The organism is Myxococcus sp. MxC21-1, from assembly GCF_032612255.1.
Lineage (GTDB): Bacteria > Myxococcota > Myxococcia > Myxococcales > Myxococcaceae > Myxococcus > Myxococcus virescens.
The window spans coordinates 6,287,939-6,303,424 of sequence record NZ_CP123278.1 but is presented as its reverse complement, the minus strand read 5'-3'; the positions used below and the strand labels follow the sequence as shown (position 1 = coordinate 6,303,424).

Below are 15,486 nucleotides of genomic sequence, written 5' to 3'. Positions count from 1 at the left end.
TCCACCTTGGCCAGCACTGCGCACGGTGCCTTCGGGTGCAGGAGAAGGGGTGTCATCGGGCTTCGCGGATTGTCCCGTCGTGACTGACGTGGAAGTGAAACCCTCCGCTTCCCTCTCCGGAAACGCCGATGCTGTAGGTGCGGCCGGGGACGAGCGGTTTGGGCTGCTCCAATTCCTCGAAGCCCTCGGGGAGGACGCCGTAGCTGAGCCTCGCTGGGGATACCTCGAAGTTGGGAGGGCGCTTCCGGAACGCCCACATCAGGGTGCCGTCGAGGTCCATGACGCTGACGTAGCTGTAGCGTGGCTTCTCGACTGGCTGCGACGGCTCGCTGATGATGAATTCGGGAGACGGTAGCTGCTCTGCTGCGGATGCCAGCTTTATGTGAATGGGAGGCTCGCAGGCCCCCACAACGGCTGCGAGGACGGCCACCGCCGCGAGATGCAGAAGTCGATGCAGTCTCATGGTTACGGCGCCCCTCGTCCGGCCCGGACTTCTCGCACCGCGGCCTCAAGCTGCGCGGTGTAGTCGACGCCGTTGACGTAGAGCCGCTTCGGTGGATCCTCGAAGAAACCCGCGAGGTAGCCCTGCTCAAGCAGCTCGGCCTGCTGCTCCGGGTTCATCTCGCTCCAGGACTTCCCCTCACTGAGTGCCTTGCCGAGGTTGTAGCCGTCGCCGAAGAGCTGCGCATAGAGAGCCTCGCTCATGTAATCGGTGCCCCCGTGCTGGTGCTGCCACACGTGGGCAGCTTCGTGGATGAGGGTGCCCACCTTAAGTGGGAGGTGCTTCGACGGAATGTAGATGGTGTCCCCATGCACGAACGGGCGGCCCGATGCAGTCAGGAGCCCTGCGTTGCCCTCCTTGATGGAGATGCGCGAGTAGTCGAGGCTGTCTCCGTACACCTGCCGGAGGACGGCTTCTTCCTCGCCCGTCAGCCCACGTCGAACGGGCTCCACGCCGAGGAGTGTCTGGACGGCGCTGATGGTCCGGCCGCCCACCAGGAGCACCGCGTCGATGGGCGTCTGGACCACCTGCACCAGGCCGCGCCCGAGCTCGCCGAAGCCCTCACGGAAGCGCCCGGTGAACACCTGCCCCAGGCCACGTGAAAGCGTCTGCGCCGCCTCCGCACCGTTGCGCACGACTCCCACAACAGCGTCCTTCGCTCCCGTCACGAGGCCTCCGACGGCGTCTCCCGCGCGCCGGAGCCCTCCCGCGACGGCGGAGCCGATGCGGCTGAGGAGCCCCTTCTGCACCTCCCGCTCGCGCTCCCCCTGCGCCTTGAGTCCTGCTTGAGGCAGGTGCTCCGCCACCGCGCCGGCCTTCGGATGCTCGCTGGCGAGGGCGAGCTCTGTTCCCGCAGATTTGGCCGCCGGTGCCTGGGTCCCCGAGGCGCGGCTTCCAAATGACTCGACGATGTTGCCCGCCTTCATGGCGACTGCGCCACGTGGGCGAGCCGCGCCCCTTGCTGTCTCGGGCGGCCCGGATTCGGGTTCAAGGCCGGGGAGGGCGGTGTGACGTGACGTGATGGGGTCCATAGGTGCTCCTGGTGGTGCGAGAGGTTGCAGGCGCAGCCGTCCGGCCAGCGCGCCCACGGGGCGAGCCGGACAGCAAGAGAAGCGAGGTGAAGTGGGGCCCGCCGGGCTGGGGGCGCGCGTTAGAAGCCGCAGGTGTGGACGTTCTGCCCCGACAAGTACCGGCAGTCGTTTGGGTTGCTGCACAGCGGTCGGCACTGGCCCGCGGTGTTGGGCACGGAGCATGTGCTGCAAAAGCAACTCGTCTGGTGGCCAAAGGCCGTCACGAAGGTGGAGCAGAAACCCGCCGAGGAGTTCGTGGCGTCGGCGCAGTTCTCGGCGATGAGAACCCCAGCGCTCGTCGCGCAAGTGAAGTGGACGCGCGGGTTGGCGACGCTGGTGCCCGTGGCGGATGCGCAGACGCCGTTGGCGTCGATGCTGCCGCACCTGCACGCCCCGCTGCCGTCCGCGGCGATTCGCTTGCACTGCCCAGGCCCGCAGTTGAGGGCGACGATGCCCTCCTGGGCGTCACACCTCACCCAGGTGTCGCCGGTGCAGTACCCGTACTGGTTGACGCCCTGGCAGGCGCCGCCGACGCGCACGCAGCCCGTACCGGCCTGATTGGGGACATACCCTGCGGCACAGGCGCAGCTCTCCCCACCTGCATTGCACGTGGAGTTGGCCGGGCAGGTGCCACACGTCCCGCCGCAGCCGTCGGAGCCGCACACCTTGTCCTGGCACTGGGGCACGCAGACACAGGCTCCGGACGCGTTGCACGTGGTGCCCGAGCGGCAAGTGCCGCAGGTGCCACCGCACCCGTCCGGGCCGCACTGCCGCCCGTCGCACTTCGGGACGCAAACGCACCGGCCGTCCGCGCACGCTTCGCCAGAGCCGCAGGAGCCGCAGCTCCCACCACAGCCGTCGCTGCCGCACGTCTTCCCGGAGCAAGACGGGGTGCAGGTTGATGCGCACTGTCCGCTCGAGTCGCAGACCGTCCCATTCCTACAGGAGCCGCAGGATCCGCCGCAGCCGTCTGGACCGCAGGTCTTTCCCGAGCACCTCGGTGTGCAGGAGATGCCGGCGTCCACAGGGGACGTCCCAGCGTCTACTTCGACGGAGCCCCCGTCTCGCGAGACGGGCGGCGGGCCCCTACCGTCCTCATCCTCCTCTGTTGGTCCGCAATGTAGGAACGCAACGGCGGCAAGGGCCGAGACAAGTAGGCGAAAAAGGGCGGGCGCTGGGCGTCCGAGGGCCATGGGGAGTCCTCCGGCCGGAGCTGCGCCAGAGAAGTCCGCGCGAGCCCGGCTCGACTCGACCCCACAGAGCAGGAGGCGTGCCGCACACCTGTCACTCTCAGATGTCTTGGCGCATCCATCCGTCGTCCGAGACGGCAGTGCTGCACCGAGACGTGGAGGCGTCGGAGGCATCTCGCCGTCGAGGGGCTCTCGCTGGACGTTCCGGCCCTTCGATTGGCCAGGGCGTGTTCGGGGGCCGCAGCTGCGTTCTCGTGGCATGCACAGCGCACGTCTCTGCCGCCTGGTGCTCGGCTAGCGCTCGCGCGTACCTCGTCCTCGCGGTGGGACTTTCGTCCAGCCCTGCCATTGCTGCCTGCAGCTCCCGCTCCGCCGCTCCCAGGCGCTGCGCGAGCGCCTCCCGCTGTTTCCTGATCATGCCCGCCGTGCAGAGCAGGAGGCGTACCAGCGGAGTGCTTTGCTCCGAGTATGGCTACAAGGCGCAGCGTTGCCTTGCGTACCCCACTGCAACGAGCCCCCGGTCCTCAGTCCCCAGCGCTTTGGGGAATCCCGAGCCAGGGAGCGCTGCGACAAGTTCCCCCATGAGTCTGGCGAGGCGTGGGTGCCTCCGCTCTTGCATGATCGCGCGCCGAAGGAGAGTCGGAAATGCGTTGGCGGGGGAGTGCGAGAACCGGGCGAAGTGGCGCTCACGGAACCCCTCGCCGCCGTCGAGTTGCTCAAGGACGGCCAGGAGGCGCCCCAGCACCAGGGCTACCGGCCCATCCTTCGTTGGTGGGACGCAGAGCGCAGCGGCTGCCGTACCGCCACTGCGGAGGAGACACGCATGGATGAGCTGCGCACGCGTCGTGACGTGCAGACCGTCGGCGTCATCACCGCGCCGCTCGACGGTCATGACTTTCAGCGCAGCGACGAGGAGGGCTTGCGGGAAGGCGCTTCCTGTGAGGATGGCGCGAACCATTCGCGTCGCCAAATCCGGGGGAACGCCAACCTCGGCGCGGTCTTCCAGGGCATTGAGGAGCCGCCATACCGGCATCGGCCGGGCGGGAGCGCTGTGGATGCGTAGGTCGTCCAGGAACCGGCGGACGTTGGAGACGGCTGTGGTGAGAGACACCTCAAGCATGTCCCGTATGGCGACGCGCCCCATGTTGCCCGAGAGCGTCACCGCGAAGAGTCGCGCACCCCGGCGCACCTCGGGGGCCTGGACTCCATCTGTGGGCATACGCTTCAACTCCGGCGACGTCGGGTCCATGAGCGTAAGCAACTGCTCCGCTTCTTCGGCCGGCCCATCCGTCCACAGCACGAGGACGGTGTCCTCGGCGAGGCGAATCCCGTGGCGGTAGTTGCGCTTCGGGGTCGGCTCCAGCAGGTGGTTCAACGCGAGCACGTAGCCGAGCGCGGCTTGCTTTCCCACAGGGGCATTCGCCCCCTGCTCCAGCCCGTGGGACTCGAATGCGTCGTTGTTGGTCGATACCAGGCGCCCGCCCATGGCCAACGTCCCAGGGACACCCCGGATGCGCTCGTGAAGCCGAGCCAACACCGTCACGTCACCCGACACCAAGCACTGCCCTGCGTCGCCTTCGGCCGCGTCCGCCTCTCCGCGGTTCTCCCACCACTCGCGTAGGGCCGGCTCCTCGTGGGCGGGCACGTCGCTGCCCTCCACGACGAATGCGAGGAGCTCTGTACCTGTCCACGTGCCGGAGGGGCGCGCCGCGAGCGCCTGGGCGCGCGCGCTGGCGTCTGCGGTGAATGCGGCGACAGCTCGAGCCACGGGAGAGCGTGTAGCTTCTGTCGCCATGGCCGCGAGGGAGTGGAAGGCGCTGACGCGAGCTCCGGCCTTCTTCTCCTGCGACTCGCTGCCTTCGGCAAGGCCCAAGACGTACTTGGGGTTGTCCACGAGAAACCCGGCGGCGACGTTGGATGCGCGCTGTGGGGGGCGGGGGATTCGCATCGGCATGCCCGCGCCATGCTTGGCCGTCGGTACGAGGGCGACGAAGCGCCCCTCATGCGTGATGCGCAGGAGGAAGTAGACAGGCCGGGTTGCCCAGAGCACCTCGTCCAGGAGCCCTCGGCGGCGGGCATAGTCATTGAGCGCGGCGAGCAGCATTGTCCCCCCTGGCAGCGGACGTCTTGCCATTGCACCACGCCGCGCAGATGGTGGCGTGCGGCCGTGGGGCAACTGTTGGGCGGTGGGCGTCTGCGCGCCGCGCGTCACACTAGTCCGTGAATCGTGCCGCTCGGCGCGGTGGCATCCTCTGGTCCACGCCAGTAGGGCTGGACCCAGATGAGCTTCCGCTCCGCCAGCGCCTGGCCGTGAGGCTGACGTTTCCAATGGCCGGACACGCGCGTCCGCACCACCAGTGGGCGGCCGGTTGTGCCTTGCGGTGGGGCCTCGAGCGGGACGGCACCGGGGCCAAGGACGACGCGCCGCTGCACGTCCATGGCCTTGAGTTGCTCCCGCAGCTTGTCCCGCTTCGGGCCCTTGGGGAGCTTCTCCAGCCGGTCACGGAGCTGCCGAGCCTCGCGGTTACGCCACACCTCCTCGCGCACGCCTCCGCTGGTGGCGTAGAGGACGACGTTCATCGCCCAGGCCCAGATGGCGCGCCAGTGCTCGCCGGCGTGCTGGGCCTTGCTCTCGTGGGAGTCGAGTGCCGTGTCCAGGTCCTGCCCGGCCGGCAGGGACACGGAGATGAGGTTGAGCGTGCGTTGCCCGTCGTGCCGCGAGGCCTCCACGCAGAGGCGCCAGCAGCGCCCAGGCTCGGGCTCCTCAGCGAGGAGAAGCCCCGTCACCGGCAGGTCGGGCCCGGCTGTGTCGGGCAGGGTGATGCCGGCCTCGATGGGCACCCTCAACTGGATGCACGGGTGCGGGAGGTGCAGGTCATCGCAGGACAGCCCGCGCAACTCCGTGTGTCGCAGGCGCTGCGCCAGTCCTGGCGACACTTCGTAGTCGTGGCGCCCATGGGCCACGTACACCAAGCTGAACCAGCGCTCCATGCAGAGCAGCTTGTAGTTCTCGCGGTGGTCGGGCCCCCCTGTGACACGCGCCAGGGCGCGCTGGACTTCGGCGTCGGTGATGGCGTCGTTGACTCGCGTGGGCCCGTGGCGCCGTACCGCGTCCTCCAACGCAAGGAAGGGGAGGGAGCCAAACACCAAGTCCGCCTGTGTCGTGGGGATGCGGCCGGCGGCCGCGTCCTCCTCAAGAGCTGCGAGTGCTGCTTCCAGTCCGCCACGCCGCCAGTAGCCGCGTGCCGCGGGTGGCGGTCCTGGCCAGTCAAGGGCCTGCATTAGGACTCGCCCTCCGGCTTCGGCGGCTTCGGCGGCGTCCACCCACGAGCCTTCGCCGCTTCCTCCAGCGCGAGGTTGGCCGCGCCAGATTCCGTGGCCGGGTACTTCTTCTGCGGGTGCTCTTCCAGGTACTTGAGGAGGTAGTCGCGGGCGCTCTTGCCAGCCGGCGTGAGGCGTCCGCCAAAGCGCGTCAGCGCTCCATCGCCGCGGAGTCTGCGAGCCCTTGGTGGAGTCTTGGAAGCGTCGTGCTTGGGCATGGTTCTCCAGGTTCCCGGCCGCCAGTCGCGGCCGGGTGGGGTGGGGCGGGCGTCGGCCCGAGTACTCCAGGTGGCGGCCATCGCCTTGCGGCATCGGGCGCAGGGCTCGCGAGAGGACGGCGACTACAGGCCCAGGGCGGTCCGGACGTCGGTGGCCGAGGTCGCGCGCTCGTTCGACCACCACGTCTTGCCCCCGTCCGTGGAGACCTCCAGCCACCCGAACGCACCCAGGTTGTTCGTCTCCAGCCGGCGCACCAGCGTCCCGGCCGCAAGCGTCCCAACTTCGCGCGCCTGTCCCTCCACGACGGTCGTGGACTCCACGTCCGATTGGAGCGGGCGAGGCGGGTCAAACCACACGGTCGTCACCGGGTGTCCGAGTGCGTCCCGTCGCGTCTCCTCGGCGTGAATCAAGTCCGTGCTCCCAGTCCGCTCCCTCCACTCCGTTACGGCGGCGGGAAAGGACTCGTGCCGCGAGGCCTCACGGTCCGTTCGGTCCGCAGCCACCAGACGGACAGAGTAGTACTCGTCCCCCGCCCAAACCTCGTGACACAACTGCACTTTGAAGTTCCCAAATCCTTCTGCGGCGGCGGCTGATTCCAGCACTGCAATCATTGGACTTCCCCTCCCGGCACTGTCGGGGGCTGCGAGAATCGCCCGAAGGCATCACTGCAAGAGACGTCAGCCGCGAGGGGAATCCATCGCGGGTGGGTGTCGATTTCAGGCGGCTTCGACCTCGCCGCCGTCCAGGTCCACCGTCTCGCCGGAGTCCAGCGTCACCGTCTGGGACTCCTCGTTCCAGTCACCCCAGGAGGCATTGCCGTTCGACGCCTGCCCGGCCCGGTAGCCGTCCACCACCAGCGTGCTAACGCGCACCCCATTCCAGTCTCCTTCGTACAGTTCGACCCGCTCTCCCCGCGCCAGGGCCTGGGTGGCCTCCTTCTGGAGGTCGGAGGGGCTGATTTCGTCCAGGTTCTCGGCGGTGACAATGGTGGGCTCTTGCATGGATTCCTCGCGTGGTGCGGGTGGGGGACTGCATGGTGCCGGGTAGCGCCCGGTAGTCGGCGCCGGTCGGCGCAGGGCGGGGCACCGTCTCAGAAGACGGGGTAGCCCGTGTCGATGTCGTGGTAGTCACAGTCGAAGCGATGCGCCGTCAGGAACGCTTCGGCGCCGTTACGGTCGGCCTCGCTCTGCATGGGGCTTCGCACCCACTTCACGGGAGCGCCGTCCAGCTTCGCGGCCTCGTGGGAGTGGTGGCCGTCCACCACAACGCGGAACTCCTCGCCGTCCACCTCGACCTCGACGAACAGCACCTCGAAGTCCCGTGCGGCGCGCTTCTCGGCGACGATGGCCGCGTTCCGGTATTCCTGGCTGCTGATGGTTCGCACGACGTGCCCCCGCGTTCGCGCGGCGTCTTGCCGCTGTCGATGGCTGGGTTATAGCGACGTCGCTATTTGTGGTCAATAGCGACGTCGCTAATGTTTGCCCGCTCTCGTAACATACCAAAATTACAAGGGCCGGACCCGTAAGAGGCCCGGCCCAGCGCCTTGCGGCATCACTGCGAGGGAGGTTGCTGCTCCTCAACCTCACCTGGGCGGACACCAAATGCTCAATGCCTTGCGGCGTCACGGCGAGCCCGGGGCGCCCGTACTGGGCACGGCACGGACGCTACCGGCGCGGGCCGGGCCCTGCAATCCCACCTGGGAGGGATTGACGGACAGGTGACTACTCGGACTCGCCTGTCTGCTGGGCCAGGGCTGCCCGCCACGAAGGCGACGCCGCGCGGGAGGCAGGCACGAGGCGCCCACTTCGGCCAGGGTGGTAGGCCCGGGTGGTGCGGTCGCGCGGGTGGGCGCGCTCGTTGCGGCAGAGGAGGACGGTGCCGCGGCACTCGAGCTGGGCGCCGCAACCGGGACAGCGGTAGGTGGAATGGCTCACGCCAGTAGGACGCCCTACGCCGCGGTTGTTACCTGGCCGCGTGCCAGTCCTCGGGCGACGGCCCGCGCACGTCCACCGGTTGCGCGGGCGCGTCGAGCTCCGCCAGGGCCTCGTCCACCAGGAGGGCCACGCGCTGGACGCGTGCGGGCGGCACTCCGTCAGACGCTACGGCCTCCGCGAAGAGGGACACGGCCGCGGCGGTGAGGTGCTGGCGGACGACGGGCAGGCGGGAGCAGGGCATGGGGCCTCCTGCCGGGAAGGTGGACATGGCCGTCTGCTCGCGCCACCTGCCGGGCCGTGGCACTCTCTGCGCCCGTGACACGCGAGGAGCTGAAGCAACACCGGCAGCGTTGGGCCGTGAGGCAGCTGCGCGCGGACCGGCGCTCAAGGGCGTCACCGACTTGTTTCGCCTGTACTGGCTGGCGCTCCAGCACAACGTGGTGGTCGAGGGCCCGGAGCACACGCTGGACCTCAAGGTCAACGCGGCATGGGTGGAGGAGTGGCTCAAGATGCTGCGCCTGCCGCCCCACGAGCACACGCTGCCGGTGCGCTCCATGGCGGAGGGGTGTGGGCGTTGCGACCCCTACACCGCTCGCATCCACACGACGGTGGCCGTGCCCGGGCTCACCCGGCGCGAGTGCTCCACCTGCCGCGGGGACTGGCTGGTGCTGGACGGATAGGGGCGCGACTTCCCCGGAGCGCTCAAGGAGCATTACCTCTTTGCCCGTTGAGCAGGGCGTCAACGAAGGGGAGGGCGAGGTTCTCACCCCGGCCCGGCATGGCCATGGCCGCGAGCCATCGCAGTTCCTCGATGCTCTTGGCCAGGTCCATGAGGGTCTGGAGCTTTACGAGGTGGGCGCCCAGCGCGCTGACGCCTGGACCTTCGGTGAGGAACAGGTGGTGCAGGTGCGCCCGGTCCCCGTTCTCGTTGGCGGGGTTGAGGCGCTCCAATGCGTCCACAATCCCCGGGATGTCGAGCCTTTTCCAGACGAACTCGCGTGTCAGTGCCGCGAACAGCCTCGGGTGATTCCCACCCTTTCGCGGCAGCCGGGTGAGCCGGTAGAGCCTCTGGTAGTAACCGTCAGGGAACCGCTGCGACCACGTGGCCGGGGCTTCCATGAGGAACTCCGCGAGCTTCTCGCGCAGCGCCGTGGGGGACCGCTCCGTCTGGTAGCCCGTCGCCTCGTCGATGGTCGCGATGATGCCTAGCTTCGCGAAGGCACCCAGCAGCCGAGCCGCACTTCGTGCAATGTGTTCTTGCTGTTTCTGGAGGCGGCCCTCCATGTGCGCGTTGACGATGGCCGTGCAGAGGTCGGCTAGCACGGTGGCCTCGTAGGCGAATGATGGGCGTCCTGCTACTCCGGCAATTCTGAACCGGATTGCCGAGTGGATCCCCTTTGCTAAGTCTTCGGAAACAAAGGGCTTTATCTTGGTTCCGGCAACAAAAGTGGCCAGTCGGTCCCCTTTGCCAGCGCCAGCTCCACCGCGGCTTAGGGCCAGGGCGGAGAGCATCTCCTTCTGTGCGACAACGCGCGTCCCGTCACTGAGGACATGACACGCCAACTCGACGTTCCCGATGCGCAAGACGCCGGAGTGGGTGGCCTTGAGGATGGGGGGTTGACTGCATGACGGCATGAGTACCTCCTGGCACGAGAATGTGGTCCGCGACCGGATGCCGGACGCAGGGATGGACTTGAGACAGCGACACGCAGGCGGTTGGCTGGGATTGCGTCAATTACTTGCGTCGACGGGGAATGGCTGTTTTCGACCAGCCACAAGCTATGGGGGTGAATCCAATGTGTCAACGCGAGATCTGGTGCTCGGTATGGCATAGGGTGTGCAGCCTGCGGCAATTTATGAAAGGGATTGTGGCAAAGATTCGGCCGCCCCATGTTCGATTAGGGTTGCGTCACTCAGGGTGTTCGCGAGGTGCACAAAAAGTAGCGCTCAACGGAGCCCCTGACCGTTCAGTCCCGGGAACAGCGGCCCCGCGCCCACCTCGGGCGTGCGCTCCAACCGCTCCAGGGCCATCGTCAGCAGGCCCACCGCCTCCAGCCGGGTTAGCCCGCCCACGTCCTCCCAGCCCCTGAGCCCGAGTCCTCCAGCGGAACGTGGGCCCTCGCAGTGGGAGACGGCCTTCTTCGCCTCCACCCAGTTCACCAACTGGCGCGTGGGCACCTGGCCCTCGCGGCCGGCGAAGGGGACGCGAGTTGCTCGCGCTCCACCTCGAAGCGCGTGGCGTCGAGCAGCTTGTCCAGCTCGATGCGGGCCCTGTCCGACAGCTGCACGTAGCGGAGCGCCGCCGTCAGGCTGGGCGAGCCTGCCGCCACCCGGTGGCGCAGTGATTCAAGCGCGTGCGTCAAGGTGTGGCGGAGCACGAGACGTCCTCCGCGAGCGTGAACCACGCATAGCCGTCGCCCTTACAGATGCCGGTGGTGCGTACCCTCCAGGGGAGCAGCGGGCCGTGCACGGCGAGCGCCTCCGTCACCCGGTAGGCGAGGCTGCCCCGTGCCGGGTCCACGGTGGCCACTGCCCACAGCTCCCGCCACTCGTGCGGCTTTCCATCCGAGAGGAGCGCACGGACGCGCCGCGCGCCCTCCATGAGCACCGCTGGCGGGGTCCGGCAGTGCGGCTGGAGCTGGTGCAGCGTGTCCAGCACGTCCAGGTGCGTAGCTGCCACAGGCAGGGCCTCCGCCGGTGGCGCGTCCTTCACGAGCGGCGTGCTGGTGGCCGGCTCCTCGCGGCGGGGCGCCTCGCCGAACAGGCCGAGCTGCTCCGGCGCGGCGAGCATGGGTGGTACCGGCCTGTCGTCGATGATGGCCCGCGGCGGCGCCGGGAGGATGGGCGGCTGAGGGGGCGGTGCCGGCGCTGGTTCCTCCACCCGCGCTGGCGGGGGACCGGAAGGGATGCCGGTACCGCGTACGCCTCCGGGCGCCACAGCTTGTCCCGAGCCAAGCGCATCCGCTCGCGCAGCTCCGGCACCAGCCCCGGGTCCACTGGCGCCAGGCGCTTCGCGGGCGCTGACGGCAGCGGCTCCACGTACTGAATCTCCTCCAGCCACCAAGCGATGGTGCCCCGACAGAACGGGGCGTTGCGCGGCGCCCACCACGGGTCGCGGCCGAATGCCCGGTAGTCATTGCCCACCGTGGACACCTCGGCGAGCCGGGCCACTGCCACGTAGCTGTCGGTCGGCAGCACGTCACCGCCGGGGACCTCCAGTCCGTGTGCTTCGCGCAGCCAGCGGACCGCTTCGGCGTCGTACTCCCGCGTCGCGTAGATGGCCAGCCAGCAGCCCATGAGCTCGGCGGGCGGGTGCAGCGGGTGGCGGCGGGCAGGGACTCCTTGGCGGGCGGGCTCGACGTCCGCCACGAACACCGACCACATGCCGTGGTGGGTGAGGGCCCAGGTCCACGGCCGAGCGAGGGGGAAATGGAACACCCCACGCCCCTCGCGCGTGTAGCGGTAGGGGCCTCCGAGGGGAGCGCTCATTGCCGGGCCCTCGCGTTATTCGTGGGGACGCGCTCTCCTTCTCGCAGGCGCAACGCCCAGCCCTCGCCGTGACGCTCGCACGGGCGCGTGGCACCAGACACGGTGAGGCGCGGCGTCTGGCGCGTGGCCCGCCAGAGGGCGTTGGTGGGCGTACCCGTCCACGTGCCGAGGGGCTCGCCCGCGGGGGATAGCACCGTCACCTCAATGGGGCGCGCACTCACCTGGCACCTCCGTTGCGTCGCACTCCGTTGGCTCGGCACATCGCCTGGATGGATGTGTACAGCCTGAGCCCCGCGTTGCTGATGCGCGCATACATGTCCTTCGCCGCCTGGTTCCCGATGAGCGCGAGGCGGAGTTGAATCGATGGAGTGCCCCGGCGGCGCTGGTCCAGCAGCCAGCCGACGCAGGGGCGCACCTTCTCCCGAGGACGTTTGCCGTCGTTGTGGCAGCCATAGAGCGGGCCACCAACCTCATTCTCATTGTCGCGCAGGAGCTTCCGGAAGTGGTCCCGGTGCCACAGGTGGAGGGGCGCGTCCTTCCGGTACGGACACTTCGCGCAGGGGCTTCGGTGCGACTCATCACTCCAGTCCACGACGCACCTCCTCGCGGTTGATATGCGGACGGTGCCACGGCAGCGCACGGAGATAGTCGGGCCGCACGTTGGGCAGCACCGTGGCCGCGCGCTCCAGCAGCATGGCCAAGGCCTTCGTCCGGTCGCCCCTGTCGTCCTCACCAGACACAAGCACGCTGCTCACCAACTGCAGGTGTGCGCTGTTGAGGTAGATGCGAAGACCGCTCGGCATGTAGTCGATGGAGTCCTGGGGGCCGAAGTAAATGTCCGACGTCAGGTAGAGCGCGGACGGGTCCGCGAGTGCGAGTGCGTGCTGCGCTGCCTCCCTCGCTTCCCTCGCTGCGTCGGCGCGCTCGCGCGATGCGCGTTCCAGCGCGGCCCACCACAGCCACACCTCCCAGCGCCGGGCCACGTCCTCCGGTGGCAGTGGCGCCACGCGGACGAGCTCGGAGCTGTAGTCCGTGTCGTACTCGTAGCCACAGTCCGTCCAGTGCTTGCTGTGGACGGGCGGGTCCACCTCCACGAGGAACGGCTGGCCAGGAGCGATGCCGTGCGCCAGCGCCCATCCGACGCGCGCTGTCTCCCGATAGGGGTAGTCCACCAGGTTGTCCCAGCCGTCCTGCTCCAACTCGTAGGTCAGCCACTCAGGAGGGGTGCCCACGTCCATCGGCTTGCCCAGCGAATCGGCCTCCACCAACTCCAACGTGCGACGGTCCAGCGTGAGCCACACCCGGCATGACGCCTTGCTGTAGACGTTGACGAGGTCGCGGATGCGCGTCTTTCTGGGCGGGGCGCTCTTCACGGTGGTCGGGGAAGTGCTCTCAGCCATGGACCACCTCGCTCCCCGTCGCAGGGGCTGCGGCCGCCTCGGCCTTGAGCTGCTCGCGGATGGCGGCGGCCAGGACTGGCATCACCTCGCGGGCGAAGCTCCGCACGTCGGGAGGGTAGTCGTACCTGCCGAACTCGTATGGCATCTCGACCTTCGTCTCAGCGCACCACGCCATGAACTGGCCGACGTCCATCTCGTCAACGGAGCGCGCCTCGCGGCGGCTCCAGCAGCCGAGAGACTCTACGACGGACTCCCACGCTTCCTTCGCCTCCTCCTTCGAGTACGAGCCGTCACGGAGATACTCGATGATGTGCGCGCGGATGGACTTCAGCGTGGCGCGACCGTCCCACCAGTCGCGTTTCTCCAGCTTGCTGCAGACGTAGCCGGGGTCCTTCTCCAGGCGCGCGACGAAGGCGCGGAACTCACAGCCAGGTTGCGTCCACCGGAACGCGTAGTTGCCCCAGTCGGACACGGTGGCGAAGAACCCGTCGCTGCGCAGGATGACGTCGGCGAGCCAGTCCCCCGTGGGCGTGCGCAGCCGGTACTGGTAGACGGTCGGCTCAGCCATGGGACGGGCCCTCTCCGGACGGCAGCAGCGGCGGCAGAGTGCCCGTGCGGTAGGCCTGGTCTACGGCGGGCAAGGCGTACTGCCCCACCGTCCTCCCATTGGGCGTGACGATGTGTGCGAGGAATGCCTCCTCGAACGTCTCCACCTCGTTGTCCACACTCACGAACTTGGCCTTCATCGTCAGGTAGAGGGACCGCCACTTCTCGCGGCAGGCCTGTTGCCATGCGCGGGTGGCGGCGGCTTGGGGCCGCTGCTTCCCGCGTCCGTCGTGAGTGAATTTGCGGTGGACGGGGAGGGGCAGGGGCATGGTGAACCTGACGCGCCTGTCCTGCAGGTCGAAGAGCACCACCGCGCGGCCCTCTTCCTCGGCGAAGGCGGTGCGCGTGGCCCCGCGGCTGCGGAGCAGGTCCTTGATCTCGGCCTCCGTCTTGGAAACGGACACCTTCGTGCCGGCGGCGAACGTGCGCTTACCCACGGCGCACCGCCTTCCCGAGCAGCGGCGCGGCGCGGATGACAGAGGCCGGTTCTTGAGCCCGACGTTCTCCGCAACGCGCGCCATCCGCTCCCGCATGTCCTCGGCGCCGAGCTCCGTCGCGCGACGCACGGCCTTGACTGTCGCGTGGCCGGCGACGTCGAGCAGGTCCTGGGCGTGGGCAGTCTCCCGCTTCGCCTCGGCCAGCGCGTTGCCGAGCACGCCAAGCGCCCACCACTCGGTGGTGCCCGACGCCAGCGTGACGCTGCCGTCCTCCATTACCTGCACCCCGCCGCTCTCCAACACCACGGCGGGGGTGGAGGGCTTGAGGACATCGGCGATGGGGTAGGGGCCCGGGCCACACTCGGGGCAGTGGGCGCCCTCCTTTCCCCCGCAGAGACTGCACGCCTCTTTGAGCGGCGGCACCGCGGGCGTGGGCATAATCCGCGCGCGCTGGTGGGCGTAGGCGTCGGCAACCATCATTGCCATGTTGGCCACGTCGGCGCACCGAACGAGCATCCTCTCCGGGGCCAATCGCGCGGCCAGGCCCAACTCCACTTCGTCGGCTTCCTCGCGCACGCGGCGGAGGAGGGCGGCCGGCATGTCTCGCACCCAGCCCTCACGGCCACCCTTGGCCGGGCGGTGCTTGTCCAGCAGGCGGCGCATCTCCGCCGAGAAGGCGGTCAGCGTGGGCCACAGGTCGAGCGTGGGCGTCGGCTTGACGGCGGCGTGCTGCGCCCACGCCTTGTCGATGAGCGCCTCGTCCTCCGCGGGCAGCGGGCCCGCCTGCTCCACAAGGGGCTGGGCCAGGTCGCGGGCCAACTTCGCCGGTCCTCGGCAAGGGCAGGGTGCTCGCGCTGGTAGCGCTCCAGCGCGCCGGCCGGGTCCGCCTCCACGGCGAAGGCGTTGAGCACGTCGTCACGGGAGGGGGCTCCCCACCTCCCGGCCCGGACGGGGGCGTGTCGTCGTCCTCGTCGGCGGGGTCCTCGCCGTCGGACGCACCGTCGATGTTCAGCGCCCAGCGGATGGCCTTGGCGAGTGCCTCTTCGACGGACGAGCGCGCTTTGCCGTCGAGGTCCAGCGTCGGGTCCTCCTCGCGGAGCGCCGCCCAGAACACCCCCTCCACGGCGCGCGCGTCCTCCAGGAGTCTGTGCGTTCGTCGCCACGCTTCGGCGTCCTCGGCGTCAGGGTTGGTCCCGCCCTTCGCGGCGTCGCGCTCAGCCTCGGCCTGGGCGGCGAGGGAGAGCGCCCAGCGCGCGACTCGCGCCGCAGACTCGTCCCGCACCTCACCCATCCGGTCCGGCGCGAGGATGTATCGCGC

20 protein-coding genes are annotated in these 15,486 nt (G+C 69.1%); 2 read left to right on the top strand and 18 right to left on the bottom strand.

What is annotated here, in order from left to right; genetic code table 11:
• Positions 1-52 precede the first annotated feature (52 nt).
• Both QEG98_RS27740 and QEG98_RS27735 read right to left on the bottom strand, forming a co-directional pair.
• Entirely contained in the window at positions 53-463 is a 411-nt protein-coding gene (locus QEG98_RS27740) for a hypothetical protein (protein ID WP_316563424.1), read from the bottom strand.
• A 2-nt stretch (positions 464-465) separates the two neighbouring features.
• Positions 466-1,428, bottom strand: a complete 963-nt coding sequence (locus QEG98_RS27735) for a hypothetical protein (protein WP_316563423.1) — start codon at positions 1,426-1,428, stop codon at positions 466-468.
• Positions 1,429-1,665: 237 nt separating this feature from the next.
• Here QEG98_RS27735 and QEG98_RS27730 point away from each other — a divergent pair, with 237 nt between their 5' ends.
• Complete coding sequence (locus QEG98_RS27730) at positions 1,666-2,130, top strand: hypothetical protein (RefSeq protein WP_316563422.1); 465 nt, start codon at positions 1,666-1,668, stop codon at positions 2,128-2,130.
• 1,104 nt (positions 2,131-3,234) lie between these two features.
• On the opposite strand, the gene cas8c is transcribed toward QEG98_RS27730, so the two are convergent.
• The 7 genes from cas8c to QEG98_RS27695 all read right to left on the bottom strand — a co-directional run bounded on the left by cas8c (position 3,235) and on the right by QEG98_RS27695 (position 8,477).
• A complete protein-coding gene (gene cas8c / locus QEG98_RS27725; RefSeq protein WP_316563421.1) occupies positions 3,235-4,866 on the bottom strand; it encodes a type I-C CRISPR-associated protein Cas8c/Csd1 in 1,632 nt (543 codons plus the stop codon).
• A gap of 104 nt (positions 4,867-4,970) precedes the next feature.
• Positions 4,971-5,909, bottom strand: a complete 939-nt coding sequence (locus QEG98_RS27720) for a hypothetical protein (RefSeq protein WP_316563420.1) — start codon at positions 5,907-5,909, stop codon at positions 4,971-4,973.
• Between the two features lie 134 nt (positions 5,910-6,043).
• Positions 6,044-6,301 carry a hypothetical protein gene (locus QEG98_RS27715; RefSeq protein WP_316563419.1) on the bottom strand — a complete coding sequence of 86 codons (258 nt, stop codon included), beginning with the start codon at positions 6,299-6,301 and terminating at the stop codon, positions 6,044-6,046.
• 123 nt (positions 6,302-6,424) lie between these two features.
• On the bottom strand, positions 6,425-6,712 hold the full coding sequence (locus QEG98_RS27710; RefSeq protein WP_316563418.1) for a hypothetical protein: 288 nt from the start codon (positions 6,710-6,712) through the stop codon (positions 6,425-6,427).
• A gap of 306 nt (positions 6,713-7,018) precedes the next feature.
• Complete coding sequence (locus QEG98_RS27705; RefSeq protein WP_316563417.1) at positions 7,019-7,303, bottom strand: hypothetical protein; 285 nt, start codon at positions 7,301-7,303, stop codon at positions 7,019-7,021.
• 89 nt (positions 7,304-7,392) lie between these two features.
• Entirely contained in the window at positions 7,393-7,686 is a 294-nt protein-coding gene (locus tag QEG98_RS27700) for a hypothetical protein (RefSeq protein WP_316563416.1), read from the bottom strand.
• A gap of 578 nt (positions 7,687-8,264) precedes the next feature.
• Positions 8,265-8,477, bottom strand: coding sequence for a hypothetical protein (locus QEG98_RS27695; RefSeq protein ID WP_316563415.1), 213 nt, complete (start codon positions 8,475-8,477; stop codon positions 8,265-8,267).
• On the opposite strand from QEG98_RS27695, the gene QEG98_RS27690 reads away from it, so the two are divergent.
• The gene (locus QEG98_RS27690; RefSeq protein ID WP_316563414.1) at positions 8,476-8,916 is read left to right on the top strand and encodes a hypothetical protein; all 441 of its coding nucleotides are present in this window, start codon (positions 8,476-8,478) and stop codon (positions 8,914-8,916) included. The two genes, QEG98_RS27695 and QEG98_RS27690, sit on opposite strands and share 2 nt — an antisense overlap.
• A gap of 22 nt (positions 8,917-8,938) precedes the next feature.
• Here the strand turns inward: QEG98_RS27690 and QEG98_RS27685 are convergent, their stop codons facing one another.
• From QEG98_RS27685 to QEG98_RS27645, 9 genes are all read right to left on the bottom strand, one after another.
• Entirely contained in the window at positions 8,939-9,820 is an 882-nt protein-coding gene (locus QEG98_RS27685) for a P63C domain-containing protein (protein WP_316563413.1), read from the bottom strand.
• A 363-nt stretch (positions 9,821-10,183) separates the two neighbouring features.
• A complete protein-coding gene (locus QEG98_RS27680; protein WP_316563412.1) occupies positions 10,184-10,414 on the bottom strand; it encodes a hypothetical protein in 231 nt (76 codons plus the stop codon).
• Positions 10,393-10,599 carry a hypothetical protein gene (locus tag QEG98_RS27675; RefSeq protein WP_316563411.1) on the bottom strand — a complete coding sequence of 69 codons (207 nt, stop codon included), beginning with the start codon at positions 10,597-10,599 and terminating at the stop codon, positions 10,393-10,395. The genes QEG98_RS27680 and QEG98_RS27675 overlap by 22 nt, the downstream gene beginning before the upstream one ends.
• Positions 10,596-11,027 carry a hypothetical protein gene (locus QEG98_RS27670; RefSeq protein WP_316563410.1) on the bottom strand — a complete coding sequence of 144 codons (432 nt, stop codon included), beginning with the start codon at positions 11,025-11,027 and terminating at the stop codon, positions 10,596-10,598. Before QEG98_RS27670 ends, QEG98_RS27675 begins: the two co-directional genes overlap by 4 nt.
• Positions 10,946-11,725 (bottom strand): hypothetical protein, encoded by a 780-nt coding sequence (locus QEG98_RS27665; RefSeq protein WP_316563409.1) that lies wholly within the window; start codon positions 11,723-11,725, stop codon positions 10,946-10,948. Before QEG98_RS27665 ends, QEG98_RS27670 begins: the two co-directional genes overlap by 82 nt.
• Positions 11,726-11,942: 217 nt before the next feature.
• The gene (locus QEG98_RS27660; RefSeq protein WP_316563408.1) at positions 11,943-12,317 is read right to left on the bottom strand and encodes a DUF6283 family protein; all 375 of its coding nucleotides are present in this window, start codon (positions 12,315-12,317) and stop codon (positions 11,943-11,945) included.
• On the bottom strand, positions 12,304-13,125 hold the full coding sequence (locus QEG98_RS27655; protein ID WP_316563407.1) for a hypothetical protein: 822 nt from the start codon (positions 13,123-13,125) through the stop codon (positions 12,304-12,306). The genes QEG98_RS27660 and QEG98_RS27655 overlap by 14 nt, the downstream gene beginning before the upstream one ends.
• Entirely contained in the window at positions 13,118-13,693 is a 576-nt protein-coding gene (locus QEG98_RS27650; RefSeq protein WP_316563406.1) for a hypothetical protein, read from the bottom strand. The genes QEG98_RS27655 and QEG98_RS27650 overlap by 8 nt, the downstream gene beginning before the upstream one ends.
• The gene (locus tag QEG98_RS27645; protein WP_316563405.1) at positions 13,686-14,987 is read right to left on the bottom strand and encodes a hypothetical protein; all 1,302 of its coding nucleotides are present in this window, start codon (positions 14,985-14,987) and stop codon (positions 13,686-13,688) included. Before QEG98_RS27645 ends, QEG98_RS27650 begins: the two co-directional genes overlap by 8 nt.
• Positions 14,988-15,486: the final 499 nt, after the last annotated feature.

Coding starts and splice junctions, on each gene's coding strand:
- QEG98_RS27715 (WP_316563419.1), bottom strand. CDS start 6,301: ATGCCCAAGCACGACGCTTCCAAGACTCCACCAAGGGCTCGCAGACTC.
- QEG98_RS27665 (WP_316563409.1), bottom strand. CDS start 11,725: ATGAGCGCTCCCCTCGGAGGCCCCTACCGCTACACGCGCGAGGGGCGT.
- QEG98_RS27695 (WP_316563415.1), bottom strand. CDS start 8,477: ATGCCCTGCTCCCGCCTGCCCGTCGTCCGCCAGCACCTCACCGCCGCG.
- QEG98_RS27670 (WP_316563410.1), bottom strand. CDS start 11,027: ATGCTCGCCGCGCCGGAGCAGCTCGGCCTGTTCGGCGAGGCGCCCCGC.
- QEG98_RS27655 (WP_316563407.1), bottom strand. CDS start 13,125: ATGGCTGAGAGCACTTCCCCGACCACCGTGAAGAGCGCCCCGCCCAGA.
- QEG98_RS27650 (WP_316563406.1), bottom strand. CDS start 13,693: ATGGCTGAGCCGACCGTCTACCAGTACCGGCTGCGCACGCCCACGGGG.
- cas8c (WP_316563421.1), bottom strand. CDS start 4,866: ATGCTGCTCGCCGCGCTCAATGACTATGCCCGCCGCCGAGGGCTCCTG.
- QEG98_RS27690 (WP_316563414.1), top strand. CDS start 8,476: ATGGGGCCTCCTGCCGGGAAGGTGGACATGGCCGTCTGCTCGCGCCAC.
- QEG98_RS27735 (WP_316563423.1), bottom strand. CDS start 1,428: ATGAAGGCGGGCAACATCGTCGAGTCATTTGGAAGCCGCGCCTCGGGG.
- QEG98_RS27705 (WP_316563417.1), bottom strand. CDS start 7,303: ATGCAAGAGCCCACCATTGTCACCGCCGAGAACCTGGACGAAATCAGC.
- QEG98_RS27740 (WP_316563424.1), bottom strand. CDS start 463: ATGAGACTGCATCGACTTCTGCATCTCGCGGCGGTGGCCGTCCTCGCA.